Source organism: Amorphus suaedae (assembly GCF_053629675.1).
Genome location: NZ_JBRJIT010000001.1, coordinates 1,124,760 through 1,150,122, shown reverse-complemented (window position 1 = coordinate 1,150,122; position 25,363 = coordinate 1,124,760). Strand labels below are relative to the sequence as shown.

Here is a 25,363-nt window from a genome sequence, read left to right as displayed (position 1 = left end):
CCGATCGACGGGAAACGGCTCCAGTTTCACTACCTTGAGCAGTTCCGTCTCGTCGAGATCGTTTCGATCCGACCGGGAAGTGCCCTACGAGCCGGCGCCGCCGGCGGGCACGCCGACGATCTGGTTCAGCATCTGCTGGTTGACCGTCACGCCGCGTTCGCGCTCCAGCGCCGTCACGTATTCGCTGACGAGGGCATCGCCGAGCGAGCGCTGCAGCCGCTGACGGGCAGGTTCGTTGTCGGACGCCTCGGCGAAGAACGCCGGCTTGTTCACGGCGGTCACCTGCAGCACCAGGTGGCTCTGGTCGGCGGCCACGACGTCCGCCACGTGACCCTGCGGTCCCTCGAACGCGGCCGAAACGGCGCTCGCGGGCAGGCCCTCGGGGGTGTCCTGGCGCTTGAACGGCTGGGAGGTCTTCACCTCGGCGCCGACCGACTGGGCCACCGCATCGATCGCCTCGCCGCCGCGGATGCGCTCGGCGGCCGCCTTGGCCACGTCCTCGGCCTGGGTCTTCAACTGGTCGACCGTCCAGGCGGCGATCACCTGGCCGCGAACCTCGTCCAGCGGACGATCGCGGGCAGCGGTGATGTCGGCGACGCGGTACCAGACGTAGTCGCTCTGGCTGACCTGGATCGGCGGATTGTCGACGCCGACCTCGGTGGCGAAGGCGTCGGACAGAAGCTCGTCCTTCGAGGGCAGCTCCACCGGGGTGCCGTCGGGGGCGTTGCCGGCCTGGTCCACGCTCTCGACCTGGGTCAGCGGGATCCTGAAGCGCTCGGATACCTCCGCCATCGTCGCACCGCCCGCGAAGGCATCCTCGACGGAATCGTAGAGGTCGAGCACCTCGCGGCGCGCGTTGTCCTCGGCGATCTCCTTGCGGATCTGGTCGGAGACTTCGGCGAAGGGCTGACGGTCGGCCGGCTCGATCTGGGTGACCCGGACCAGCACGGTGCCGAACCGCCCGTCGACGAGTGTTTCGCCCGGCTCGGACATGGCAAAGGCCGCGTCGGCGACCGCCGGATCGATGATGGCGTCGCGGGAGACGGATCCGAGGTCGACGTCGGCCATCGTCCGACCGGCGCCGGCGGCGATCTCCTCCATCGGCGTGCCGGCCTGCAGGGCCTGCTCCGCCGCCTCGGCCTTCGCCTTGTCGTCGAAGACGATCTGCTGCACGGCCCGCTTCTCGGGCGTTCCGAACCGGGTGGTCTGGCGATCGTACTCGGCCCGCGCCTGGTCCTCGGTCACCGCCGAGGGGTCGGAGAGCGCCTGCGGATCGAGCCGCAGCAGCGTCAGGGCGCGATACTCCGGCGCGGCGAACCGGGCCTTGTTGGCGTCGTAGAAGGTCGTCAGCTCCTCGTCGGTCGGATCGGCGAGGGCGGGAAGGTCGTCCCGGTTGACGGCGAAATAGGTGATCGTGCGCTCCTCGTTGCGGAACTCGTTGACCGCCTCGAGGTAAGGGGCCGGCACCGCGAGACCGCCGAACAGCCCGTCGACGAGCTGCCGGCGGTCCATCCGCTTGCGCTCGTCCTCGATGTAGGCGTCCTCCGTCATCCCGTTGCTCGCCAGCAGCTGCTGGAAGCGGCTGCGATCGAACTGGCCGGAGATGCCTTGGAACGACTGCTCGGAGCGGATCTGCTCGGCCACGCGCTCGTCGCCGACGTTGATGCCGAAGGTGTTGGCGGCATCCGTCAGCAGGGCGTCGGTGGCCAGCGACGACAGGATCTGCTGGGGCAGGCCGTACTGGATCGCCTCGTCCGCCGGGATCGGGCGGCCCAACTGCTGGCTGAGGCGCTGGACGGCGCGCTGGTAATCCCGCTGGAATTCGACCGCGGTGATCTCGGTGTCGCCGACCTTCGCGAGCTGGTTCACGCCGAACCCGCGGAAGATGTCAGCGATTCCCCAAATGCCGAAGCTGACGACGAGGAGGGCGATGAAGATTTTGGCGACCCATGTACCGGCGCCGCGCCGCATTTGCGTTAGCATTTGGAAAAGGTGACCGTTTGAGGGTTCGAAGGGCTTCGTCGAGGTCGCGGATCATAGAAAGCGCGACACCGCCCGGCAAGCGTGTGGACTTTGCACGGCCGAGGGTTTTTCCTGACGTCCGGATGTGGGCCGCTCTCTGGCCCCACACAAGGCATTGGTAGGAGAGTTCCGCGTGACGTCCACGCTTATCGCCGGCAATTGGAAAATGAATGGTCTCGCCAGCTCGATCGGAGAGCTCGAAGCCGTGATCGCGGGCCGGGCCGACGTGCCCGAGACGGTCGGCATGCTGCTGTGCCCGCCGGCGACGCTCGTCGCGGCGTTCGCGAAGCGATGCCGCGATACCGGCGTCTCGATCGGCGGCCAGGACTGCCACACCGCCGAAAAGGGCGCCCATACGGGCGATATCTCGGCTGAGATGCTGGCCGACGCCGGGGCGGATCACGTCATCGTCGGGCATTCCGAGCGCCGCGCCGATCACGGCGAGACCGACGCGGTGGTCCACGCGAAGGTGGAGGCGGCCTGGCGCGCGGGCCTCGTGGCCATCGCCTGCGTTGGCGAGACGGAGGCCCAGCGCGATGCCGGCAACACGCTCGACGTGGTGGGTGGCCAGCTCGCCGGCTCGCTCCCCGACGGGACGACCTCCGGCAATCTCGTCGTCGCCTACGAGCCGGTCTGGGCGATCGGCACGGGCCGCACGCCCACCGTCGACGACGTCGCCAAGGTGCACGCCGCGATTCGCGCCGCGCTGGAGGATCGATTCGGATCCGACGGGTCGGCGATCAAGATCCTCTACGGCGGCTCGGTGAAGCCCGACAACGCGGCGACGCTTCTGGCCGTCGAGCACGTCAACGGCGCGCTCGTCGGGGGTGCCAGCCTCAAGGCCAGCGACTTCCTGGGGATCGCCAGGGCGGCGTGACCGGGCAGGGCGGGCGATCCGGGACCCGGTTCTCCGCCCTTGTCCCGCCTTCCAGCCGCACACAGGTGTTAGAAACGAACGCGCGCGTGCGTTGAGGTCGATGGGACCCAGGGCACCGGCATCCAAGGGAGCGACCACGCCATGCTCGGACCCCTCGTCCTGATCCCCGGGCTCGCCTGCACCGACCTCCTGTTCGAACCGGTGGTGCACGCGCTCGAAGGGCGCACCGACATCCACGTCGCGGACATTCGCGGCCCCGACACCATGGACGGCATCGTCGACAAGGTGCTCTCGGAGGCGCCGTCCTATTTCGCCCTGGGCGGCCTCTCGATGGGCGGCTACATCGCGCTGGAAATCGCCCTGCGGGCGCCGGACCTGGTCAGCAAGCTGGTGCTTCTCGACACCAAGATCCGGCCCGATACCGAGGCGGAGAAGGATGGCCGGCGCGCGTTGATCGAGAAGGCGCGCAACGGCGAGATGGACGACGTGGTCGAGACGCTGATCCCGCGCCTGCTGCACCCCGACCACGTCAACGACGCCGATCTCGGACGGATCATCCGGATCATGGCGGAGGAGACCGGCGCTGAGGACTTCATCGCCCAGGAGACGGCGCTGCTCGGGCGTCGCGACGTCTCGGGACTGGTCGATGCGATCGAGACACCGACGCTCATCGTCGTGGGAGACAGCGACGCGATCACGCCGCCGGATGCGGCCGAGGAGATGAACGAGGCGCTGTCCCAGAGCCAGCTGGTGACCATCCCCGGCGCCGGCCACCTGACGACGCTGGAACAGCCCGAAGCGGTGGCCGAGGCCATCGCGGAATTCCTGAAGCTGCCCCGCTTCTGAGGGGCGCCCCTGGCCTTGCGGAAAGAGCGCCGATGGACTGGCGGCACCTGTCGACGAACGAAGCCGAGAGCCACCCGCTTTACGGGGTGAAAGGCTGGCTTCGCGTCGTTCTGGTCCTGCTGGTGCTGGGCGGGCTTGCCGCCCTTGTGGAACTCGTGCTGCCCGTTCCGGCCGGCTACGCGGCGATGTTCGGCGCGCATGCGCGGGAGGTCGCCCGCTTCGACGCGGTCGCCGCCCTGATGCTCGCCGGGGTGGCGCTCATCGGGTTCGCCCGGGCGCCGATCTTCGGTGCGATCATCGTGCCGGCTCTCGTCGTCCGGTTTCTGGCGGTCGTGCTGGCCGCCGCGACCTTCCATCTCCGCGGGCCGACCGGACAGCGCCTGTCGCCGACCTTCGGCGACGACGTCATGACCGGCGCGGTGGTCGCCTCCGTGATCCTCGGCGGCGTCGCCTGTGCGCTGCTGTGCGGCTACTTCGTCCGCTCGACCCGGGTGAACGTCACCTTCCGGCACCGCGCGCCCGCCCGGGCGGACGATCCGGCCCGGCCGGATCCATGGGCCCGGATCATGGACGCGGGCCCGCCGGGCGGCTGACCCGGATCAGACGTCGAGGGCGTCGAGGTCGGCGAACTCGGCGTGTTCCTGGATGAAGGCGAAGCGCGCCTCGGCCTTGTTGCCCATCAGCCGGTCGACCAGGTCGGTGGTCTCTTCCAGGTCCTCGTCCACGACGACGCGCAGCAGCGTGCGCGACTTCGGATCCATGGTGGTGACCTTGAGCTGCGCGGGCAGCATCTCGCCAAGACCCTTGAAGCGGCCGATGTCGACCTTCTTCTTCGGGTCGAATTCCTCTTCCAGCAGCTGGGCGCGGTGGGCGTCGTCGCGGGCGTAGAGGGTCTTGGTGCCCTGGGTCATGCGGTAGAGCGGCGGGGCGGCGAGGAACAGCCGGCCGCCGTGGATCATGCCCGGCATCTCCCGGTAGAAGAAGGTGATCAGCAGCGCCGCGATGTGGGCGCCGTCGACGTCGGCGTCCGTCATGATGACGATCCGTTCGTAGCGCAGGTCCTCGAGCTTGAAGGCGGCCCGGGTGCCGCAGCCGAGCGCCAGCATCAGGTCGGCGAGCTGCTGGTTCTGGGCGAGCTTGTCGCGGCCGGCGCTGGCGACGTTGAGGATCTTGCCGCGCAGCGGAAGCACGGCCTGGGTGGCGCGGTTGCGCGCCTGCTTGGCCGAGCCGCCGGCCGAGTCGCCCTCGACGATGAAGATCTCGGTGCCAGCCGCCTGCCCGGCGGTGCAGTCGGCGAGCTTGCCGGGGAGGCGCAGCTTGCGGGTTGCGCTGCGGCGCTGGACGTCGCGCTCCTGCTTGCGCTTGAGGCGCTCGTCGGCGCGCTCGATGGCGGTGTCGAGCAGCTGCGCGGCGCGGGTCGGGTCCTCGGCGAGCCAGTGGTCGAACGAGTCGCGGATGGCCTGCTCGACGATCCGAACGGCCTCGCCGGAGGCCAGCCGGTCCTTGGTCTGGCCGACGAATTCCGGCTCGCGCACGAACACCGACAGCATGCCGGCCGACAGCGACATCAGGTCGTCGGCGGTCACCTGGGCGGCCTTCTTCTGGCCGATGCGCTCGGCGTGGGCCTTCAGGCCCTTCAGCAGCGCCGCGCGAAGCCCCTGTTCGTGGGTCCCGCCCTCCGGCGTCGGCACCGTGTTGCAGTAGGACTGCAGGAAGCCGTCGAACAGCACGAAGCCGACGGCCCATTCGACGCCGCCGTGGCGGCCACTCTCGCCGGCGCGACCGGAGAACACCCCGTCGACGGCGCGCCGCTCGCCCTTGATGCGCTCTTCCAGATAGTCGGACAGGCCGCCGGGGAAGCGGAACACCGCCTCCTGGGGCACGTCGTCGCCGCGCACGAACTCCGGCGCGCAGCTCCAGCGGATCTCGACGCCGGCGAACAGGTACGCCTTGGCGCGCGCCATCCTGAGGACGCGGGCGGCGTCGAAGTGGAGGCTGGTGCCGAAGATCTCGGGATCGGGGAGGAAGCGGACGGTGGTGCCGCGCCGGTTCATGACCTCGCCGCAGTCCTCCACCGGACCGACGGCGTGGCCGCGCTCGAAGCTCTGGCGATAGAGCCGGCGGCCGCGCGCGACCTCCACGTCGAGGCGGGACGACAGGGCGTTGACGACGGAGACGCCGACGCCGTGCAGGCCGCCCGAGGCCTCGTAGGCCTTGGAGCCGAACTTTCCGCCGGCGTGCAGGGTGGTCAGGATGACCTCCAGCGCCGAGCGGTCGGGAAAGCGCGGATGCGGCTCGACCGGGATGCCGCGCCCGTTGTCGGTCACCGACAGGCTGCCGTCGGAGTCCAGGTGCACCTCGATGCGGGTGGCGTGGCCGCCGACGGCCTCGTCCATGGAGTTGTCGAGGACTTCGGCGAACAGGTGGTGCAGCGCCTTGGCGTCGGTGCCGCCGATGTACATGCCGGGGCGGCGGCGCACAGGCTCCAGCCCTTCCAGGACCTCGATGTCGGCCGCCGAATAGCTGGCGTCGGTCTCCTGCGGCAGCGGCGTCGTGCGGCGCGCGCTCGCCGCGGGCCGTGCGGCGGTCCGGCGTGGCTGGGCCGCCGCCGGCGCGGGCTGGCGCGGCGCGGGGTTGGAAGGCACGCTGTTGAACAGGTCGTCGCTATTCGACATGGGCAGTCGGATCCAGTTCGAAAGGGGCGTGGTCCGGGAAGCGAATCACGTCGTCGAGTTTCGCACGGTACGCGCCCGAGTCGAACCGATGCCGATGCTTCGTCGACCCCAGGCGGCGTGCCGGCCCCGGATGTCGCCCGGCGAGCGCCCGATGACAAGCCCGCGCAGGGAATATGGGATGGCCCAGGGAGGCGCCGCGGCTCCGGGAGGGCGCGTCAGCGGTGCGCGCGCCTGGGGGACGCATACGCGCAAAATCCCGCCATGCATCGGGCGGGCGACCACGAAGTTGCCGCCGCGCGGCCACAGCTTGTGATGTCTTTGCAACAGCTCCCCGGCCGTGATGCAGAGCGAGGCCGACCCGAGTGGTATTCGCCGCCTTTGTGCCACAAACCAAGCCGACCGGTGATGGCGAACAACGGCCGTACTTCTTCGCGGAGGAAAACGAGCCGGCGGAACGACTCCCGTTTCGCAAGACGAACGAAGGTCTGGGTGGTGTCGGTCGTACGCAACGAATGGATGGAGCGCCGTGCAGGCCGCCGCGAGGCGGCCGGGCAAGCACGCGCCCTGGCGTCGGCCCCGGCCGCGACCGGCGCATCGGGTGCGCTCGGCCGCATATTTGCCGAAAACCCGCGCCATCAATCGGGAAAGCGCCAGGCGCCCCTCCGGGAGGGCGGCTTCGGCCGGCTCTCCGGGCCGGCGCGCTGGCGCCGTTCCGGCCTGGGGCCTTGTGCCCCGGCGCCGTGCGCCGAGGGCGCCGCCGGGACATCGACTGCAAGTGGGGGGACGCCTTGGTTTGACGAGCGATCGCTGAGATCGCCTGGGGAGCGGCGCGGCCACTCTCCGGTGTTGAGTCGGAAACGGGTTGCCATGCGCACCTATGAGTACGTCGCCTGCGCGTTCTTCGCGGGCGTGTTCCTGACATTGCAGACGGCCGATCTCCACGCGGCCGACCCGAAGGTGCCCGAGCCGGCGCCGAAGACGTCGATGATCGACACCTTCAAGGACGGCGTGCGGGCCTACTACCGGGGCGACAAGGCGGTGGCGCTGGACAAGCTGCGCACGGCGGCCGAGAGCGACCACACCATGGCCCAGTGGAAGCTCGGCCGCATGTACGCCGACGGCGACGGCGTCGACGAGGACGACCTCAAGGCGTTCGAATATTTCAGCCGCGTCGCCAACGCCCACGTGGACGAACTCCCGAACTCGCCGCAGGCGCCGTTCGTGGCGGACGCGCTCATCGAACTCGGCGACTACTACCTGACCGGCATCAAGGACAGCGCGGTCAAGCCGAACGTCGAACGGGCGCGCAACCTCTACACCTACGCGGCGTCCTACTTCGGCAACTCCCAGGCCCAGTACCGCCTCGGCCAGATGTATCTGGAAAACGGCGTTGCGGAGCGCGACCCGCGCCTCGCCGCGCGCTGGCTGAAGCTGTCGGCGGAGAAGGGGAACCCGAGCGCGCAGGCGCTGCTGGGCGACCTGCTGTTCTTCGGCGACGAGCTGCCGCGCCGGCCGGTCACCGGCCTGATGTGGCTGACGGTGGCCCGCCAGACCGCGAGCGGTCCGGACAGCGAGTGGATCAACGAGCGCCAGGAGAAGGCCTTCGCCCGCGCCTCCGACGACGAGCGCAAGCGCGCCACCCAGCTCGCCGACGCGTGGCTGGGCGCCCGGAAGGGTCAGTAGGCCGGCGCGATCCGGGGCGCTGTCTCGGGGTTGGATTTCGCTTCAGGTTCTGGTCAATTCGATAAAATTGACAAGAGTTTGCAGGGATTCGTTAACCTTAAAGGTGAGCGTTCGCCTGCGGCCATGGGGTGACCATCGGGCCCGGCGACGTGGCCGCCGTCGGGCAGCCCTCCGACAGGGTGCGCCAGGACGTGTTGTTCTGGACGCGCTCGCAGCGCACCAGGCGTTCCTTGTCGCCCACGCGCATGCAGAGGATCGTTCCGAGCGGGTGCTGGCCGGCGTTGTCACGGCACCAGCAGGGAATGTCCGACTGCGCATCCGCCGCCGTCGCGAGGATGACCGCCACCACAGGAACGAGGATCAGCCGGGTCCACATCCGAAGAGTGTAGCGCGATTTTCGTCAATCCGAAGGGGTTTCTTGGGCCAGGTCCGGAAGCTCCCGGTCGAACCCTTTCATGAGGCGGAGACGGGACTCCGTCCAGATGTTCCGGTCCGCCGGAGCCGCATCCGGGTCGTCGAGGCTCGCCACCGTCACGTCGATCATGGCGTCGCCGTCGAGGTCGAAGGTGAGGGAGGTTCCGCAGGTGGGGCAGAAGGTACGGGTCGCGGACGGGCTGGAGCGGTAGGCCGCCGGCGCGCCCGTGGTCCACGCGAAGGCGTCGCGCGGCACGGAGGTCCAGGTCACCAAGGTGGCGCCCACCGACCGCTGGCACATGCGGCAATGGCAGTGGGCGGTATCGTGGAGCGCGTGGGAGAGGACGTAGCGCATCGCCCCGCACTGACAGCCCCCGGTATGGGTCTCGCTCATCGTAACCCTCCTGAACGCGCCGCGCCGCCCGGCGGCGGGGCTAGACCGACAGCGTGACGATCACCGGCACATGGTCCGACGGCTTTTCCCAGCCGCGGACGTGGCGGTCGATCGTGACCCCGTCGAGCTTGTCGGCCGCCTGGGGCGACAGCAGCATGTGGTCGATCCGGATGCCGTTGTTCCGCTGCCAGGCGCCGGCCTGGTAGTCCCAGAAGGTGTAGCTCGGCTCGTCGGTCGTGGCGCGCACCGCGTCGACGAAGCCGAGCGCCTGCAGGCGCCGGTAGAACGCGCGGCTTTCCGGCTGGAACAGCGCGTCGTTCACCCAGGCCTCGGGGTTCTTGGCGTCGATCGGCTCCGGGATGACGTTGTAGTCGCCGGCGAGCACGGTGAACTCCTCCAGCGCCAGCAGCGCTTCCGCGCGGGCGATCAGCCGCTCCGCCCAGGCAATCTTGTAGGGAAATTTCTCGGTGTCGATCGGGTTGCCGTTCGGCAGGTAGATGCTGGCGACCCGGACGATGCCGCCGTTCTCGGTCGGCACAACGCCTTCCAGGTAGCGGGCCTGAACGTCGTCCGGGGCGCCGTCGAGCCCCCGCACCGCGTCCTCGAGCGGGCGCTTCGACAGGATCGCGACCCCGTTGAAGCCCTTCTGGCCGTGGGTGGTGACGTTGTAGCCGAGCCGCTCGAAGGCCTCGCCCGGGAAGCCCTCGTCGACCGACTTGATCTCCTGCAGGCAGACGACATCCGGCTCCGCCTCGCCCAGCCAGCGCACCGCGGTGTCGAGGCGTGCCTTCACGCCGTTGATGTTCCAGGTCGCGATCTTCACGGAAGCCCCGCTGTTTCAATAGGCGCGCCCGACGGCGCCGAATCTGTCGGCGCAAGGGTGGCGCGCCGCCATGCTCTCGCGCAAGACCGCGCGGTGTTCCCGAGAACCCGCCGGACGCGCGGAAGGTTCAATGGCGGGCGCGCCCGAGACCGGGTGTCGCGCCCAGCGCTTGGCGAGCGGGCCCTGGCCGCCTACCAGCCGCCGCCACCGCCGCCGCCACCGCCGCCCCCGGAGAAGCCGCCGCCGAACGAGCCCGACGACCCCGAGCTTGCCGAGCGGATCGACGAGATGCCCTGGTTGACCGTGTGGGAAATGCCGGAGCCGATCCCGTCGGAGACCGAACTCAGCGCGGCGGGCGTCCAGGCGCCGCCATGGTAGCCGTGGTACCAGACCGGGGCGACCATGGTGCCGGCCGCGACCAGGTGGGCGAACTGGTTGGTCCAGGCGGTCTCCACGCCCAGCGCTACCGCATAGGGCAGCAGCGCCTCGAAGTGCTCGAAGGTGCGGTCCGGCGGATTGTGGAACTTCATCCGGTCGGCTTCCGCCACGGTCAGATAGAGGCGGGTGCCCTCGATCTCGCGGATCGCGTCGATGCCGGCGCTGGTCGGCCGCTGCATCAGCCGGAAGAAGACCGGCGGGACGATGGCGGTGACGATGAGCGCGAGACCGGCGACGAGGCCGGCCTCGCCGATCAGGAGCAGCCCGCCGCCGAGCGAGAAGACCAGCGCGACGGCGGTGAAGAAGCTGAAGAAGAGCGCCGGCGGCAGGCTGGTCCACTTGCGCCGGAACACCTGCCACCAGCTCTTGAGAGCCAGCGTGCCCGCCACGACCAGCCCGATGATGGCGGCCAGCGCGAACAGCCTGAAGCCGGCGCCCGCGACCGGATCGGCGCCGGTGATGTCGCTGGCGATCCAGGTGACGGCCGCGATCGCCACGCCGACGATCCACCAGCCGAAGTTGGTGTCGAAATGCCGGCGCAGGAAACGGCCCGAGAGGAACGAGCTCAGCGTCGTGTTGGCCTTCGCCAGCACCACGGAATCGGTCTTCGACAGGCTGACGGAATCGCCGATCTCGGCGAACAGCTTGGCCAGCACCTTGGCCTCGCCCGGGCTCGGCTCCGCCCGCCCCGGACCGACCCGGGTGAGCGTCAGCGTCTTGCCGCCTTCGCCCTCGGCGAATTCGACGTGGCCCTTGACGGCGAGATCGAGAAGCGCCGCGACCAGGCACTTGGTGTCGTAGGCCAGGTTGTCGAGATAGCGCATCGCGTGGGGCGGAATGGTCGGCCGGTAGACCGGGATGATGGGTCCGAGCGGCGGATCGCGGCCGACCTTGTTCCACGCGTAGAGGAAGTAGGCGAGCGTCGCGAGCATGCCGACGATGCAGATGATGGCCGTCAGCGGATCGCCGAGCAGGCGGGCGAGGGCGGACGGTGCCGGCACGATGCCCTTGGGGAAGGCGACCGCGACGGTCATGCCGGCCTGCGCAGGCAGCGGGCGGGTGGTGGCGAAGGTCGCCTCGCCGGGGCCGGTGGAGACCGTCGCGTCGTGGTCGCTGTCGCCGAAGCCGCCGGTGTAGACGGAGGTGGAGATGACCTCGGCGCTGTCGGGCAGCGTGACGATGGCCTGGGCGGTATCGATCGGGAAGGCCCACTCGTCGCCGGTCGCGTTCCAGTAGAGCTCGTCGTAGGTGTCGAAGAAGCCGACCTGCTTGGTCATCCGGTAGACGAGCCGATAGGTGTAGACGCCCGGCTCCAGGTACACGTCGGCGTCGCCGATGCGGATCTGGGCCTTGCCCTCCTCCACGGTCACCGAGTAGGTCGCCGGCGCGCCGTTCTGGGTCACGGACTTCAGGTCGAAGTCGGCGCGGACCCGGCCGAGGCCCATCGTGCGGGTGAGCGGGATGACGCGGAAGATGCCGCGGCGGATCTCGTCGCCCCGCGCCACCACCTGGATGGTCTCGGTCACGTCGATGGCCCCGGTGTCGTCGAGCGCGATCTCGCTGCGGAAGAAGCGGATCCGCTCGGGGCCGCTGGCGGGGCCGGAGGGCAGGGGCGCCAGCCCGGCCGGCGTGGCCGCCCGCGCGGGTGTCACGATCGACGGAACGCCGGCCACGAGGCGGGAGGCGGCGCCGGCCCAGGTCGTTTCCCCCTGCAGCAGCGGCCGCCAGGCCTGCGGCTGCAGGGCGACGAGCGCGAGGACGGCGACGGCGAGGACAATCAGGCGGCGACGCGACACGGGCGGTCCCTCTCGAGCAGCGTTGCGGATGGTCGGGAGCGGTCGGTCAGGACCTGCCGAAATCGACGGCCACCGGCTCGGCCACCTTCGGGTCGTCGAACTCCAGGAACTCGCGTTCGGAAAAGCCGAGGGAGCGGGAGAACAGGTTCGCCGGGAAGGACTGGATCATCACGTTGTAGGCCTTCACGGAGCCGTTGTAGAAGCGCCGCGACCGCGAGATCTGGTCTTCGGTCTGGGTCAGTTCGTCCTGGAGCTGGCGGAAGTTCTGGTCGGCCTTCAGGTCCGGATAGGCCTCCGACAGGGCGAACAGCTTGCCCAGCGCCCCGGACAGGATGTTCTCCGTCCGCGCCTGGCTCTCGGGAGAGCCGGTGTTGGCCGCCGCCTGGTTGCGGGCCTGGATGACCGCCTCGAGCGTCTCGCGCTCGTGCGACGCGTAGCCCTTCACCGTCTCCACGAGGTTCGGGATGAGGTCGTAGCGGCGCTTCATCTGCACCTGGATGTCGGACCACGCCTCGTCGACCTGGGCGCGGGCGGCGACGAGCCGGTTGTAGAGAAGGATGGCGAAGATCGCGAGAAGGGCGATCACGCCGACGACGATCCAGGTTCCCATAAGCACGACCCCACGGCTGTTGGCCGGATGCGCGTGCCGGCTCGCCCGGCCGGGCGCCGTCCGGCTCCGGTCTGTCCCGACGGTTGTAGGCGATGGCAGGTCCGGCCGGAAGCCCGGAAGCCGGCGCGCCGCGAAAGAGGGGCGGGAAGGAACGCCTCCAGTTTGGAAGCGTTACACACTCATCAAGCCCCACCTGACGGAACCGGGCAGCGCCTCGACAGCCGAGTGTGGCGCCGGTTTCCACGACATCAAACTCCACGGAGGTCGAACGTGAGCGCCACCAATCCAGCGCCTCCGCCCGAGCGGATGACGGTTGCGGTCCGCATCAACGGCAGCGAACGGCGCCTCGAGGTCGCGCCGTGGACGACCCTGCTCGACCTGCTGCGCAACACCCTGTCGATGACCGGCACGAAGAAGGGCTGCGACCACGGCCAGTGCGGCGCGTGCACCGTGCTCGTCGACGGGCGGCGCATCAATTCGTGTCTCACGCTGGCGGTGATGGCCGACGGCGCGGAGGTCACCACCGTCGAGGGGCTGGCCGACGGCGACGAGCTGCACCCGCTGCAGGAAGCCTTCATCGAGCGCGACGCCTTCCAGTGCGGCTACTGCACGCCCGGCCAGCTCTGCTCGGCGGCGGGGCTCATCAACGAGGGCAAGGCCACCACGCGCGCCGAGATCCGGGAACTGATGAGCGGCAACCTCTGCCGCTGCGGCGCCTACGTGAACATCGCCGATGCCATCGAGGACGTGATTGCGCATCAGCGTGAAGGAGACGGGCGATGAGGCCGTTCAGCTACACCAAGGCGCGGGACGTGGGCGAGGCGGTGGCCGAGCTTACCCGCGACGAGACCGCGCGCTTCATCGCCGGCGGCACGAACCTTCTCGACCTGATGAAGTACGACGTTGAGCGGCCGACCCGCCTGGTCGACATTACCGGGCTGCCGCTCGACCGCATCGAGGAGACGGCGGACGGCGGCCTGTCGATCGGCGCCCTCGTGCGCAACACCGACATCGCCTACGACGCTCGCGTCGAGGCCCGCTATCCGCTGCTGTCCAGCGCGCTGCTGGCGGGCGCCTCGCCGCAGCTGAGGAATTCCGCCACCACCGGCGGCAACCTGCGCCAGCGCACCCGCTGCTCCTATTTTTACGACACCGCCACGCCGTGCAACAAGCGCGAGCCCGGCAGCGGCTGCCCGGCGAAGACGGGCTTTGCCCGCTATCACGCGATCCTCGGCGCCAGCGAGCGCTGCATCGCGACCCATCCGTCCGACATGTGCGTGGCGATGGCGGCGCTGGACGCGACCGTTCGGGTCGAGGGCCCGGACGGCGCCCGGTCGATCCCGCTCGACGCGTTCCACGTGCTGCCGGGCGAGACGCCGCAGATCGAGACGTCGCTGGAGCACGGCGAGATGATCGTCGCCGTCGACCTGCCGGCGGCGGGATTTCCGGAGCATTACAGCTATCTGAAGATCCGCGACCGGCTCTCCTACGCGTTCGCGCTGGTCTCGGTGGCGGCGGCGCTGGAGATGGACGGCGACACCGTCGCGGAGGCGCGGCTCGCCATGGGCGGCGTCGCCGCCAAGCCGTGGCGCGACCAGGAGGCCGAGGCGGCGATGCGCGGCAAGCCCGCCACCGCGGAGACCTTCGCGGCCGCCGCCGACATCTTCCTCGCCGGCGCCGACCCCGTGCCCGGCAACACCTTCAAGGTCGATCTGGCGCGCCGCGCCATCGTGCGCGCGCTCTCCCAGGCCGCCGCCGGGACGCCCCAGAGCCAGACCGACAAGCGCATCCAGTAGAGGTTTTCCGATGACCCAGTCCGTTCCCTTCGTCGGAACCGCCCAGCGCCGCATCGACGGCCGCGCCAAGGTCACCGGCAGCGCGACCTATGCGGGCGAGTTCGCGGCGCCTGACCTGCTGCACGGCGTGGCGGTGTCGGGGGCGATCGCCCGCGGCCGGATCCGCGCCATCGACATCTCGGCGGCCGAGGCGGTCGCCGGCGTGGTCCGAGTGTTCACCCACGAGAACCGGCCGCAGGAGGACTGGTTCACCTCCGACTTCAAGGACATGGTCGCCCCCGACGGCACGCCGTTCCGCCCACTCCGCGACGACCGGATTCAGTTCAGCGGACAGCCGGTCGCCCTGGTGGTTGCGGAGGATTTCGAGACGGCGACCTATGCCGCCGCGCTGGTGAAGGTGGACTACGAGCTCCAGCCGCACCAGACGGACGTCACCGCGGTGACCGGGCAGGCGTACGACCCCGACGACGGCGAGGGCGACATCGTGCGCGGCTCCGCCGAGAACGAGCTCGCGAAGGCGCCGTCGAAGGTCGACAATCGCTACCGGATCGCCATCGAGCACCACAATCCGATGGAGCCGCACGCCACGACGGTGGCCTACGAGGGGCCGCGGACGCTGACGGTCTACGACAAGACGCAGGGCGCGCGGAACAGCGCCGACCTCGTCGTCAACGTCTTCGGCCTCGCGGAGGACAAGGTCCAGGTGCTGTCGCCCTTCGTCGGCGGCGCTTTCGGCTCGGGCCTCCGGCCCCAGTACCAGCTGTTCCTGGCAGTGATGGCGGCGCTCTCTATGGAGCGGTCGGTGCGGGTGACGCTGACGCGCGACCAGATGTTCACGCTCGGCTATCGGCCGGACACCCTGCAGCGCGTGGCGCTGGGCGCGGACCGGGATGGCCGGCTCACCTCGGTGATCCACGATGCGCTCGCCGGCACGTCGCGCTACGAGGACTTTACCGAGACGGTCGTCGACTGGTCGGGGCTGCTCTACCGGTGCGCCGACGTGCGGCTCGCCCACCGCCTGACCCAGATCGACACGGTGACGCCGCTGGACATGCGGGCGCCGGGCGGCGCGACGGGCATGTACGCGCTGGAGACAGCGATGGATGAGCTCGCCTACGAGGTGGGTCTCGACCCCGTCGAGCTCAGGCTCCGGAACTACGCCGAGCGCGACCAGAACGAGGACAAGCCGTTCTCCAGCAAGGAGCTGAAGGCCTGCTACCGGCAGGGCGCGGAACGGTTCGGATGGTCGAAGCGGACGGCCGCGCCGCGCTCCATGCGGGAGGGCAGGGAGCTGATCGGCTACGGCATGGCGACGGGGTGCTGGGAGGCGATGATGTTCCCCACCAGCGCCCGCGCCGCGCTGCGTGCCGACGGAATGCTGGAGGTGGGCACCGCCACCGCCGACATCGGCACCGGCACCTACACCATCCTGACCCAGATCGCCGCCGACGCGTTCGGCGTGTCGATGGACCAGGTGGAGGTCAGGATCGGCGATTCCCGGCTGCCCAAGGCGTTCGTCGAGGGCGGCTCGGCGACGGCGGCCTCGGCGGGCTCGGCGATCGTCAAGGCGTGCGAGGCCCTCAAGGAGGAGCTCGTCCAGGCGGCCCGCCGCATCGAGGGCTCGCCGCTCGCCAACGTCGGGAGCGAGCAGGTGGTGTTCTCCGGCGGTTCGCTGCGGCGCGCGGCCGACACGTCGGAGGCGGTGAGCCTCGAGGCGATCGCCGAGGCGGCCGGGCGCGAGATGTCGGTGGAGGTGGACTTCTCACCCGACGACAGCCCGAACTCCGGCTACGCCCATTCGGCGGTCTTCGTCGAGGTGCGGGTCGATGAGGAGGTGGGCGTGGCCCGGGTGACGCGGGTGGTGAGTGCCGTCGCGGCGGGGCGGATCATCAACCCGAAGACGGCGCGCAGCCAGATCCTCGGCGGCGTGGTGTTCGGCCTCGGCCAGGCGCTGCACGAGGAAGCGGTGATCGACCACGCGCTGGGCCGCTTCGTGACCCATCACCTGGCCGACTACCATGTCCCGGCCCACGCGGACGTCGCCGACATCGACGTGGTGTTCGTCGAGGAGCATGACGAGCTGAACCCGCTCGGGGTGAAGGGCGTCGGCGAGATCGGCGTGGTCGGCACGGCGGCCGCCGTCGGCAACGCGATCTTCCATGCGACCGGCGTGCGGGTGCGCGACCTGCCGATCACCGTGGACAAGATCTTGGGCGGTTCCGCCGGGCACTGACCCGGCGGCGCGGTCACGCCCAGGGATCGTAGGTGCCGATGTTCCAGAGGTGACCCTCCGGGTCGAAGAAGGAACAGCCGCGCCCGCCGTAGTCCTCGTCGCGCGGGGGAAGGGCGATGCGGGCGCCCAGGGCTTCCGCCTTCACCGCGATGGCGTCGACGTCGGCGACCACCAGATAGGCGCTCTGGGTGACACCGCCGAGCCGCGCGGGCGTCGACTGGAGCTTGCCGAAGGCGTTGTCGGCGTCGCTCCCGAGCATGATCATCCCGTCGCCGAGGACCAGCTGCGCGTGGGAGATCCCGCCGCCTCCGTCCTCCACCACGAGTTGCTTCCGGAATCCGAAGACCTGGCAGAGCCAGTCGATCATCGCGGGCGCGTCGGCGTAGCGCATGGTGGGAATGGCCGTGCCTGGCATTGTCCTGAACCCCTGATTTTTCACCCGCAGGCAGGGTGACGGAGCATTTCGCATCTGGCAATTTTCCCGTCGCACCCAACTTGGTTCATGTAGAAGCGTGTCCTGCGGCCAGGGGCCGTTGGGTGGTCTGATGCCGTGCCGGGGGGCGGACGAATGCAATGTCGTGTTGCGCAAGGTTGGCGGCTGGTGCCGCGCACGCTGGGGCTGGACGAGCTCGCCGGCCGCGCACGCGGGTTCGTGATCGCGCAGTTTCGGCGCCCCACCGGGAAGTTCGGCAAGACCGCCGGTCTCGTCATGGGGTTTCGCCCCTCCAACCGGAAGCGGATCCGCTGGGCGGTCGAGCAGCTCGCGCTCGACGCCGGTGACCGGCTGCTGGAGTTCGGGTGCGGACCGGGCGTCGGCGTGCGTTTCGCCCTGGAGGCCGGGGCCGGCCAGGTGCTGGCCCTCGATCATTCGATCGAGATGATCCGCCAGGCCGACTGGCGCAACCGCCGCGCCGTCGACGACGGGCGGGTGGTCTTCCGGCTCGGCGGGCTGGAGACGCTGCGGCGCGAGGACGGCCCCCTGGACGCCGCGATGATGGTCAACGTCGTCCACTTCCTGCCGGACCGCATCCAGGCGTTCGACATGATCGGAGAGCTGCTCGCCGAGGGCGGCCGGCTGGTCGTCGTCTACCAGCCGCGCCTGCGCAAGGTGGGCGACGCCGAACTCCTGGGCGGGGCCGAGGAGCTCGCGGACGAGATGCGGGAGGCGGGGTTCGTGGACGTCGCCTGCCACCGTCTGGAGCTGTCGCCGAACCCGGCGCTGTGCGTCGTCGGCCGCGCCGGCGCGGCCGGTCCGCGCGCCTTCGAGCGCACGTCGCGCAGGATGCCCCCGTCGCCCACGCCCGCTCGACCCGTGCTTCGGCTGGTCTCGGGTGGCGCGCCGGCGGAGTAGGCGCCCCTGCCGTCCGATCGATCCGATGGCCGAAGGGGCGCCTTGAGCGCTATTCCGCCGCGACCGGCCGGTCGAGCTCGGAGATCATCCGCAACGCGCCGTCGATGCCGCTGCCGCTCTCGTCCTTGAGGGCGATCTCGCGCAGCCGGCGCAGCCAGTCGGCGCCGTCCTCGCGGTCGAGCAGCATGGGCACCGCGGAGAGCACCCGGTCGTACTTGGAGACGCCGCGGGCGTGGGTGTCGCTGTAGCCCTTGATGAGCCGCCGGCACTTCAGGATCTCGACCGCGAGCGCGTAGTTCTGCGCAACGGTGGCGCGCACGGTGTTCAGCCACGCCTCCATGTGCGCGCTCTCGTGCCGGTGACGCAGAAGTCCGCGCCGGAACCTGCGCATTCCGCCCAGCAGATAGAGCATCACGAACCACGACACGGTGTCGGTGCGCACGCGCCGGCCCTTGTTCACCCGCCGGTCGAGCCAGGCGAGGGTGGCCGGGCGGGCCTCGATGGCGGCGCCTAGGCGGGCGGGCAGCATGCCGCAGACTTCCTCGCCGCGCGGATGCATGTACTCGGTGATCGTCAGCACCTGGTCGTCGGTGGCGCGCGCCTCGGCCCGCACCCGCTCGAAGCGGGCCTTGCGGGTCTTCAGGTCGGCGACGCGGATCACGTCGTCGTAGGCCATGGCGTTGGCGATGTACTTGGCCGCGGCGATCGTGAGGTCCAGGCCGCCCGACGCGTCGTCGAGGCGGGCGATGTCGGCGACCCGGTCCAGATAGTCGGCGCCGTAGGCGATGTCCTGATAGTCGACGACCTTCTGGAGGCCGGCGAGGAGCATCGGCCGGGCGGCGGACGCGAACTCAGTGTCGACGCGGCGAAGCAGCCGCGTGTAGGCGTCGACTAGGTCCGACGGGCCTGACGGACCGGCGTCGAAGGCGGCCGGTGCCTGGCCCGACGGCGCGTCGGCCGCGGCCTCGTCGCGGGGCGCGCGGGCGATGTCGTAGCCGGCGGCAAACGCCCTCAGGCTGGCGGCGACGCCCTTGCCGCTCTCGCGGATGGTTTCCTCGTAGCTTTCGCGCGGGAAGGGCAGCGCCTCGGATCCGGCCAGCGCGCCGAACAGGCTCGCCGAAATCACCGATCCGCTCTTCTGGGCGACGGTCTCCATGTCGTCGAGAATGAGCCGGCGCGCCGCATTTCTCAGGACGCCGGACACCGCGCCGCCGTCGCCGATCCCGTCGCCGGGCGCGGACTTCTCCAGAATGCCGAAGGCCCGGTGGGACGAGGCGATCAGCGTGGTGCGGTCGGGGGTGACGAAGCCGCGCTGGACGGCGCGGCCGGCTTCCATCAGTTCGGCGGCGACGACGATGTCGATGTCGCCGGCGGATGGCGACAGCGCCAGCACGGGCTGGCGCCCGTCGGTGCGGGTCATCTCGACATAGTAGATGGTGGCGCCGGTCCGCTGGGCGACGCCCGGCACGCTGGTCGCCTGGGCGACCCAGCCGTTGCGCTCGGCGGTGGCGACCACCCAGTCGGTGACCACGCCGCCGCCCTGGCCGCCGATCGCCAGGATGGCGAGCTTGATGACGGCGGCGTCGACGGGAGGATCGACGATGTCGCGGTTCATGGCGTTCATGTCAGGCGACCCTCTCGAACGTCAGACGGCCGCGCGCGCGGCGCTCCTGGAGCCAGCCGACGATCTGCGTCCTGAGCCGCGCGATGCGGCGTTCCAGCCGGCCGGGGTTGTGGACGATGTCGCCGCGCCAGAAGGAGGGACACAGAACCGCCGCCTCGGCGACCTCGCCGCAGTTGCCGCAGCCGACGCAGTTCTGGTCGATCGCCGCCACCGGGTCGTCGCGCAGCGGATCGTCGAGGCGCTTGACGGAGAGGGAGGGGCATCCGGAAAGCCGGATGCAGGCGTGGTCGCCGGTGCACACGTCCTCGTCGACGCCGAACTTCTGCTTCACGGTGCGCGTGCCCGACGCGATGGCCTTCTGCGCCAGCGGACGCTCGCGCCGCTGCTTGTTCAGCATGCATTCGGACGAGGCGACGATGACCTTCGGACCGGGGTCCTGCGAGGACAGCGCCTCCTTGAGGGTCGCGCGCATTTTGGTGACGTCGTAGGTGCGGTCGAGGGTGCGCACCCAGTTGACGCCGACGCCGCGCACGGCCGCCTCGATCGGGTGGTTGGTGGAGCGGCTGCGGTTCTCGGCGCGGCTGGACGGGATGTCCTGGCCGCCGGTCGCGGCCGAATAGTAGTTGTCGACGACGAGGATGACGTTGTCGTTTTCGTTGTAGACGGCGTTGGCGATGCTGCTGGACAGGCCGTTGTGCCAGAAGCCGCCGTCGCCCATCACCGAGATCGAGCGCTTGTCGGCCTTCACGTTGAAGGCGGAGGCCGACGCTGGGCCGAGCCCGTAGCCCATGGTGGTCGCCCCGATGTTGAAGGGCGGCAGGGCGGCGAACAGGTGGCAGCCTATGTCGGCCGCGATGTGGTGTTCGCCGAGTTCCTGCTCCACCAGCTTCATGGCGGCGAAGATCGGCCGCTCCGGGCAGCCGATGCAGAAGCCGGGCGGACGGGCCGGCAGGTTGTCGGCGAGGATCTGCTCCTGGTCGCTGGTGTCGGGCTCGTTGGGGGCCCGGTAGCGGTCGGACAGGAGGCTGGGCGCATGGTCGGACACGAACCGGCGGAGGGCTGCGACCATCACGCTGCCGGTGTATTCTCCGGCCATCGGGAAGGGGTCCTTGCCGGCGAGAACCGTGCCGAGCCCGGCCTTGTGCAGCATCGCGCCGAAGGCCTGCTCGATGTGGTTCGGCTGGCCTTCCTCCACCACCAGGACCGCGCGCTTGGTGCGGGCGAACTCCAGGAACTCGTCGTCGATCAGCGGGTAGGTGACGTTCAGGACGTAGAGGGGCACGTCGGTCTTGCCGTAGGCATCGGCCAGCCCGAGGCGCTGCAGGGCGCGGATGACGCCGTTGTACATGCCGCCCTGCAGGACGATCCCGACGTCGCCGGTCTCGGGGCCGAAGACCTCGTTGAGCCCGTTGCGCTTGATGTAGTCGACGGCGGCCGGCCAGCGGACCTTGATCTTGTCCTGCTCGTGGCCAAAGCTCGCCGGCGGCAGCACGATGCGCTGGGTGTCCCGGCGCGGGGCATTGAGCGCGTCGGCGGTGGTCATCGCCGTGCGCACGTTGTCCTTGGCGGTGAAGTGGCCGGTCAGGTGGCAGGCGCGGATCCGCATCTCCAGCATCACCGGCGTGGCGCTCGCCTCCGACAGCTCGAAGCCCTTCTCCACCATGTCGACCAGCTTCGGCAGGTTCGGCCGCGGGTCGAGCAGCCAGATCTGCGACTTCATCGCGAAGGCGTGGCTGCGCTCCTGCATGATGGAGGAGCCTTCGCCGTAGTCCTCTCCGACGATGATCAGCGCGCCGCCCTTGACGCCGCCCGACGACAGGTTGGCGAGCGCGTCGGAGGCGACGTTGATGCCGACGGTGGACTTGAAGGTGACCGCGCCGCGGATCGGGTAGTGGACGGAAGCGGCGAGCGTCGCCGCCGCCGTGGCCTCGTTGGCGCTGGATTCGAAGCGGATGCCGAGCTCGGCGAGGATGTCCTGGGCGTCCGCCAGCACGTCCATCAGGTGCGAGATCGGCGCGCCCTGATAGCCGGCGACGTAGCCCACGCCGGACTGGAGCAGGGCCTTGGTGACCGCGAGGATGCCTTCGCCGGCAAAATCCTCCCCGGCACCAAGACGGAGCTTTTCGACTTCCTTGGCAAACGACCGTTCAGCCATCAGCGTACCCCGTCCTGCGAATTATCTGCATATGCATATAATCAGGCAGTGTCTGGAACCTGTCAAATCTGAATTGTGGACAGGCTCGAGCGCAAGCCGGCAATCAGAACGGGTGGTGACGGACGTTCGCCAGCACCTTGTTCAGGAGCGCCAGGAACTGGGCGCGCTCGGTCTCGCTCAGGCCGGCGAGAAGCGCGTCGTAGTGGGCGTTCATGGTGGGCCAGAAGGCGTCCAGGGCGCGCTGACCCTCGGGCGTGATGTAGATCTCGCGGGCCCTGAGGTCGTCGGACTTCGGCACCCGGCGCACCAGTCCCGCCTCTTCCATGGCGTCGAGGTTGCGGCTCATAGTCGACTGTTCGCTGACCGCGAGCACCGAAAGCTCGTTGATGGTCAGGCCCGGCCGGTCGGCGAGCGTCGCCAGCGCCCGCATCCGCATGGTGGTGAGATCCGAGCCCTTCAGCGCGTCGCGGATGGTGGTGTTCCACCGCTCGGAGATTCGGTTGATCAGGTAGGGCGCGAAGCGCTCCAGGCCGAGCTCGGCGAAGGTCGGCGGCCCCGCCGGCGGGGCGTCGCGATCGTCAGTCTCCGGAGGTGTCGGCATCGGGGCCCATCCACATGCCTCAGTTCATGAGGTGGGGTAGAAAGAGCGCGATCTGAGGGAACAGCGCAAGGAGACAGATCAACAGCAGCGTGCAGCCGATATAGGGCGCCGCGGCGCGCGCCACCTCGCCGAGCGTGGTGCCAGGCGGGCCGACGCCGACCATCAGGAACAGCAGCATGCCGAACGGCGGCGTCGCGAGGCTGAGCTCCAGCGCCAGCAGCATGACCACGCCGAACCAGATCGGGTCGAGGCCCATCGTCGCCACCAGCGGCATGAAGATCGGCAGCGTCAGCATCATCATGGAGAGCTGGTCCATGAACATGCCGAGCACGATCAGGGTGATCAGCATCGCGAGCAGCATCACGTTCGGCCCGACGTCGAAGCTGGTGGCCCAGCCGAGAAGGCCGGTGGTGGCACCGGAGAACGCCAGCACCTGGGAGAAGGTCGACGAGCCGAGGATGATGAGGAACATCATCGCGGTGACGGCCAGCGACTCCGTCAGCGCCTTGACGATCGCCGACCAGGTCAGCGAGCGGAAGCACAGCGCCAGGATGACGACGGACAGGACGCCGAAGGCCGCACTTTCCGTCGGCGTCGCCCAGCCAAGCAGGATCAGCCCGATCACCGAGAAGACGACCAGCCCCATCGGCAGGACGTTGATGGCGAAGGCCTTGGCGATCTCGCCCAGCGGGGCCCGCTCGGCGGCGTAGCCGGGGGCGGCGTCCGGGTCGCGGGCGATCTGCACCCGGATCAGCACGACATACATGATGGCGAGGATCACGCCGGGGATGATGCCGGCGATCAGCAGCCCGCCGACGTCGATGCGGGCGAGCGAGCCCAGCAACACCGCAAGCGTCGACGGGGGAATGATCATGGCCAGGCCGCCGGTCGCGAGGATCGGCCCCATGATCATGTGCTTCTTGTACCCGCGCTTCAGCATCTCCGGCATCATCAGCGAGCCGAGCATGGCGGTGTTCGCCATCGACGAGCCGGAGAGCGTAGCGAACAGGGTGCCGCCGCCGACGGTGAGATAGGAGAGCCGGCCGCGGATGCCGCCGAGGCACTTGTCGAGGGCGTCGAAGACGCGCATCGCCAGTCCGGTGTGGAAGAACAGCTCGCCCATGATCATGAACAGCGGCACCGGCACCAGCGTGAAGGTGGTGATGGTGCCCGACGCGTTGTCGACCAGCTGGTCGATGCCGGCCATGCCGCCCATGAAGATGAGCACGCCGACGATGTTGATGGCCAGGAAGGCGAAGGCGACGGGCACGCCGGCCGCCATGAGGATGACGATGCCGCCGAGCAGGATGAGGGCAGCCTGGGGCCAATCCATGGTCAGGCTCCGCTGCCGTGCTGGGCTTCGACGTCGCTGCCGCGCAGGATCAGGAGCCGCAGGAACTCCGTCGCGCACAGGATCAGGCCGGCCGACAGAAGCGTGTAGGCGACCCAGCCCGGGATGTTGATGGAGCGGATGTCGACGGCGCCACGGGCGATCGCGTCGGCGGCGAGCATGGCCGCGCGCCAGCCCAGGAAGGCGCAGACGAAGATGGAGAGCAGCATGCCGCCGACCACGAAGGCGCGGTAGATCGCCGGCGGAAACTGACCGATGAGACTGTCGACGGCGACGTGGCCCTTGCGGCGCACCAGCCAGGGAGACCCGCCGGCCGTTGCCGCCAGCATCGCGTATTCGACGAGGGCGCTGGCCGACTGGAAGGGCGTGAAACCCAGATTGCGCAGCAGCACGTCGAGGACGATCAGGACCGTGGAAACCGCGAGCGTTGCGGCGCCCAGCCCGGCGAAGCCAAAGATGAGGAAGTCGTAGAGGCGGGTCAGCGCACGCATGGGGTCACCGGATCGTCGCGGGGTGGTCGACGAACCGGCGGCCGGGCGCGGCGTTCAAAGTCAGCCGTGTCCGACCGCCGGTAACGCTGGCGAAGTCCGGAACTATTCCTGGTAGTAGCCCTTGCGCAGGGCTTCGTACTTGTCGCTTCCGCTGGCCTTCAGACGGTTCCAGGCGGTCTCGAACGCCGTCTTCAGGAACTTCTCGCGGGCCTCGCCGGTGATGTCGATCACCTGCATGCCGTCGGCGCGCACGACCTTGTCGGTCTCCTTGATAACCTCCTGGTAGTGGTCATAGGATTCCTGCTCGTACTCGGCGGCGGCCTTGGTGAGGATCGCGCGGGCCTCGTCGGACAGGCCGGCCCACTTCTCCTCGTTCATGATGACCACGAGGTCGGTCTGGAAGAATGGCGGATCGATCCGGTACTTCAGGAACTTATCCCAGGACAGGTCCTTGATGCCGACAAGCGGCCAGCCGATGCCGTCGACCACGCCGCGCTCGAGGGCCGTGTAGACTTCCGGAACGGGGACCGAGACGCTGGTGGCGCCGAGGGCGTCGAAGAACTCGCGGTAGATCGGCTGGCTGCGCAGCTTGAGACCGGTGAGGTCAACGCCGCCGTCGGCGGTGCGCTTGGGTTCTTCGGTGAGGTAGATGTGGAAGCCCACGCCCGTGTCGTTGTGCGCCAGCAGATAGGCGCCGAGCTTCTGCTTGTAGACCTCCTGCATCACCGCGAAGCCGCCGTTCTTGCGGGCTTCCATCGCGCTGACGGTCGAGCCGACCCAGGCGTCCACTTCCGGCATGTCGCCCAGATAGTAGGTGCCGGGCCCGTACTGCATGTCGATGACGCCGCGGCGCACGGCCTGGGCCTGCTGCGGCGGGGGAACCACCTCCGGGCCGCCCATGTACTGGATCTTGACCACGCCCTTGCCCTCTTCGTTCACCTTGGCGACGAAGCGCTGGAAGCTCTGGGCGAAATCGAGCGAGGCGGGGAAGGCGGTGACGGCCTTGAGGACCACTTCCTCGGCGCGCGCCGGAGCGGCCATGAGCAGGCCCATCAGGGCGCCCGCAGCGACGGTTTTCAGGAACGGCTGAAGGTTCATGTGACATTCTCCCTCTGGCGGCGGGCGCGCCGCGCCCGATGATGGATGGTCGGAAAGGCGGGTGCTGTTCTTGGTCTTGCCCGCC

At 69.5% G+C, this 25,363-nt stretch carries 22 protein-coding genes; 8 read left to right on the top strand and 14 right to left on the bottom strand.

Annotation, left to right across the window (positions count from 1 at the left end):
- Positions 1 to 84: 84 nt before the first annotated feature.
- A complete protein-coding gene (locus AB7M35_RS05145; RefSeq protein ID WP_453957770.1) occupies positions 85 to 1,983 on the bottom strand; it encodes a SurA N-terminal domain-containing protein in 1,899 nt (632 codons plus the stop codon).
- A gap of 172 nt (positions 1,984 to 2,155) precedes the next feature.
- On the opposite strand from AB7M35_RS05145, the gene tpiA reads away from it, so the two are divergent.
- From tpiA to AB7M35_RS05130, 3 genes are all read left to right on the top strand, one after another.
- Positions 2,156 to 2,899 (top strand): triose-phosphate isomerase, encoded by a 744-nt coding sequence (gene tpiA, locus AB7M35_RS05140; protein WP_453957768.1) that lies wholly within the window; start codon positions 2,156 to 2,158, stop codon positions 2,897 to 2,899.
- A 141-nt stretch (positions 2,900 to 3,040) separates the two neighbouring features.
- Complete coding sequence (locus tag AB7M35_RS05135; RefSeq protein WP_453957766.1) at positions 3,041 to 3,745, top strand: alpha/beta fold hydrolase; 705 nt, start codon at positions 3,041 to 3,043, stop codon at positions 3,743 to 3,745.
- A gap of 32 nt (positions 3,746 to 3,777) precedes the next feature.
- Entirely contained in the window at positions 3,778 to 4,338 is a 561-nt protein-coding gene (locus AB7M35_RS05130) for a hypothetical protein (protein WP_453957765.1), read from the top strand.
- A 6-nt stretch (positions 4,339 to 4,344) separates the two neighbouring features.
- On the opposite strand, the gene parE is transcribed toward AB7M35_RS05130, so the two are convergent.
- The gene (parE, locus tag AB7M35_RS05125) at positions 4,345 to 6,420 is read right to left on the bottom strand and encodes a DNA topoisomerase IV subunit B (protein ID WP_453957764.1); all 2,076 of its coding nucleotides are present in this window, start codon (positions 6,418 to 6,420) and stop codon (positions 4,345 to 4,347) included.
- An 867-nt stretch (positions 6,421 to 7,287) separates the two neighbouring features.
- Between parE and AB7M35_RS05120 the strand changes: the two genes are divergently transcribed.
- Positions 7,288 to 8,103, top strand: coding sequence for a tetratricopeptide repeat protein (locus AB7M35_RS05120; RefSeq protein ID WP_453957762.1), 816 nt, complete (start codon positions 7,288 to 7,290; stop codon positions 8,101 to 8,103).
- Between the two features lie 97 nt (positions 8,104 to 8,200).
- On the opposite strand, the gene AB7M35_RS05115 is transcribed toward AB7M35_RS05120, so the two are convergent.
- The 5 genes from AB7M35_RS05115 to AB7M35_RS05095 all read right to left on the bottom strand — a co-directional run bounded on the left by AB7M35_RS05115 (position 8,201) and on the right by AB7M35_RS05095 (position 12,578).
- Positions 8,201 to 8,479: a hypothetical protein gene (locus AB7M35_RS05115; RefSeq protein ID WP_453957761.1), complete on the bottom strand. Its 279-nt coding sequence runs from the start codon at positions 8,477 to 8,479 to the stop codon at positions 8,201 to 8,203.
- Between the two features lie 24 nt (positions 8,480 to 8,503).
- A complete protein-coding gene (locus AB7M35_RS05110) occupies positions 8,504 to 8,911 on the bottom strand; it encodes a GFA family protein (protein WP_453957760.1) in 408 nt (135 codons plus the stop codon).
- A 40-nt stretch (positions 8,912 to 8,951) separates the two neighbouring features.
- Positions 8,952 to 9,734, bottom strand: coding sequence for an exodeoxyribonuclease III (gene xth, locus AB7M35_RS05105; RefSeq protein ID WP_453957759.1), 783 nt, complete (start codon positions 9,732 to 9,734; stop codon positions 8,952 to 8,954).
- 191 nt (positions 9,735 to 9,925) lie between these two features.
- Positions 9,926 to 11,968, bottom strand: coding sequence for a DUF2207 domain-containing protein (locus AB7M35_RS05100; protein WP_453957758.1), 2,043 nt, complete (start codon positions 11,966 to 11,968; stop codon positions 9,926 to 9,928).
- Positions 11,969 to 12,014: 46 nt separating this feature from the next.
- Positions 12,015 to 12,578, bottom strand: coding sequence for a LemA family protein (locus tag AB7M35_RS05095; RefSeq protein ID WP_453957757.1), 564 nt, complete (start codon positions 12,576 to 12,578; stop codon positions 12,015 to 12,017).
- A gap of 306 nt (positions 12,579 to 12,884) precedes the next feature.
- Between AB7M35_RS05095 and AB7M35_RS05090 the strand changes: the two genes are divergently transcribed.
- Genes AB7M35_RS05090 through AB7M35_RS05080 form a run of 3 tightly spaced genes read left to right on the top strand, consistent with a single transcriptional unit; the run spans position 12,885 to position 16,607 of the window.
- The gene (locus tag AB7M35_RS05090) at positions 12,885 to 13,361 is read left to right on the top strand and encodes a (2Fe-2S)-binding protein (RefSeq protein ID WP_453960613.1); all 477 of its coding nucleotides are present in this window, start codon (positions 12,885 to 12,887) and stop codon (positions 13,359 to 13,361) included.
- A complete protein-coding gene (locus tag AB7M35_RS05085) occupies positions 13,358 to 14,374 on the top strand; it encodes an FAD binding domain-containing protein (RefSeq protein WP_453957756.1) in 1,017 nt (338 codons plus the stop codon). Before AB7M35_RS05090 ends, AB7M35_RS05085 begins: the two co-directional genes overlap by 4 nt.
- Positions 14,375 to 14,384: 10 nt before the next feature.
- Positions 14,385 to 16,607, top strand: a complete 2,223-nt coding sequence (locus tag AB7M35_RS05080; protein WP_453957755.1) for a xanthine dehydrogenase family protein molybdopterin-binding subunit — start codon at positions 14,385 to 14,387, stop codon at positions 16,605 to 16,607.
- Between the two features lie 13 nt (positions 16,608 to 16,620).
- Here the strand turns inward: AB7M35_RS05080 and AB7M35_RS05075 are convergent, their stop codons facing one another.
- Entirely contained in the window at positions 16,621 to 17,022 is a 402-nt protein-coding gene (locus AB7M35_RS05075; protein ID WP_453957753.1) for a VOC family protein, read from the bottom strand.
- A gap of 186 nt (positions 17,023 to 17,208) precedes the next feature.
- Here AB7M35_RS05075 and AB7M35_RS05070 point away from each other — a divergent pair, with 186 nt between their 5' ends.
- On the top strand, positions 17,209 to 17,958 hold the full coding sequence (locus AB7M35_RS05070; RefSeq protein ID WP_453957752.1) for a class I SAM-dependent methyltransferase: 750 nt from the start codon (positions 17,209 to 17,211) through the stop codon (positions 17,956 to 17,958).
- Positions 17,959 to 18,007: 49 nt separating this feature from the next.
- Here AB7M35_RS05070 and AB7M35_RS05065 read toward each other — a convergent pair whose 3' ends face one another.
- The 6 genes from AB7M35_RS05065 to dctP all read right to left on the bottom strand — a co-directional run bounded on the left by AB7M35_RS05065 (position 18,008) and on the right by dctP (position 25,278).
- Complete coding sequence (locus tag AB7M35_RS05065) at positions 18,008 to 19,582, bottom strand: indolepyruvate oxidoreductase subunit beta family protein (protein ID WP_453957751.1); 1,575 nt, start codon at positions 19,580 to 19,582, stop codon at positions 18,008 to 18,010.
- A 1-nt stretch (position 19,583) separates the two neighbouring features.
- Positions 19,584 to 21,737 carry a thiamine pyrophosphate-dependent enzyme gene (locus tag AB7M35_RS05060; RefSeq protein ID WP_453957749.1) on the bottom strand — a complete coding sequence of 718 codons (2,154 nt, stop codon included), beginning with the start codon at positions 21,735 to 21,737 and terminating at the stop codon, positions 19,584 to 19,586.
- Between the two features lie 103 nt (positions 21,738 to 21,840).
- Complete coding sequence (locus AB7M35_RS05055) at positions 21,841 to 22,338, bottom strand: MarR family winged helix-turn-helix transcriptional regulator (RefSeq protein ID WP_453957748.1); 498 nt, start codon at positions 22,336 to 22,338, stop codon at positions 21,841 to 21,843.
- 19 nt (positions 22,339 to 22,357) lie between these two features.
- Entirely contained in the window at positions 22,358 to 23,671 is a 1,314-nt protein-coding gene (locus AB7M35_RS05050) for a TRAP transporter large permease (RefSeq protein ID WP_453957747.1), read from the bottom strand.
- A gap of 2 nt (positions 23,672 to 23,673) precedes the next feature.
- A complete protein-coding gene (locus AB7M35_RS05045) occupies positions 23,674 to 24,180 on the bottom strand; it encodes a TRAP transporter small permease (protein ID WP_453957746.1) in 507 nt (168 codons plus the stop codon).
- Positions 24,181 to 24,282: 102 nt separating this feature from the next.
- Complete coding sequence (gene dctP, locus AB7M35_RS05040; RefSeq protein ID WP_453957745.1) at positions 24,283 to 25,278, bottom strand: TRAP transporter substrate-binding protein DctP; 996 nt, start codon at positions 25,276 to 25,278, stop codon at positions 24,283 to 24,285.
- Between the last annotated feature and the right edge of the window lie 85 nt (positions 25,279 to 25,363).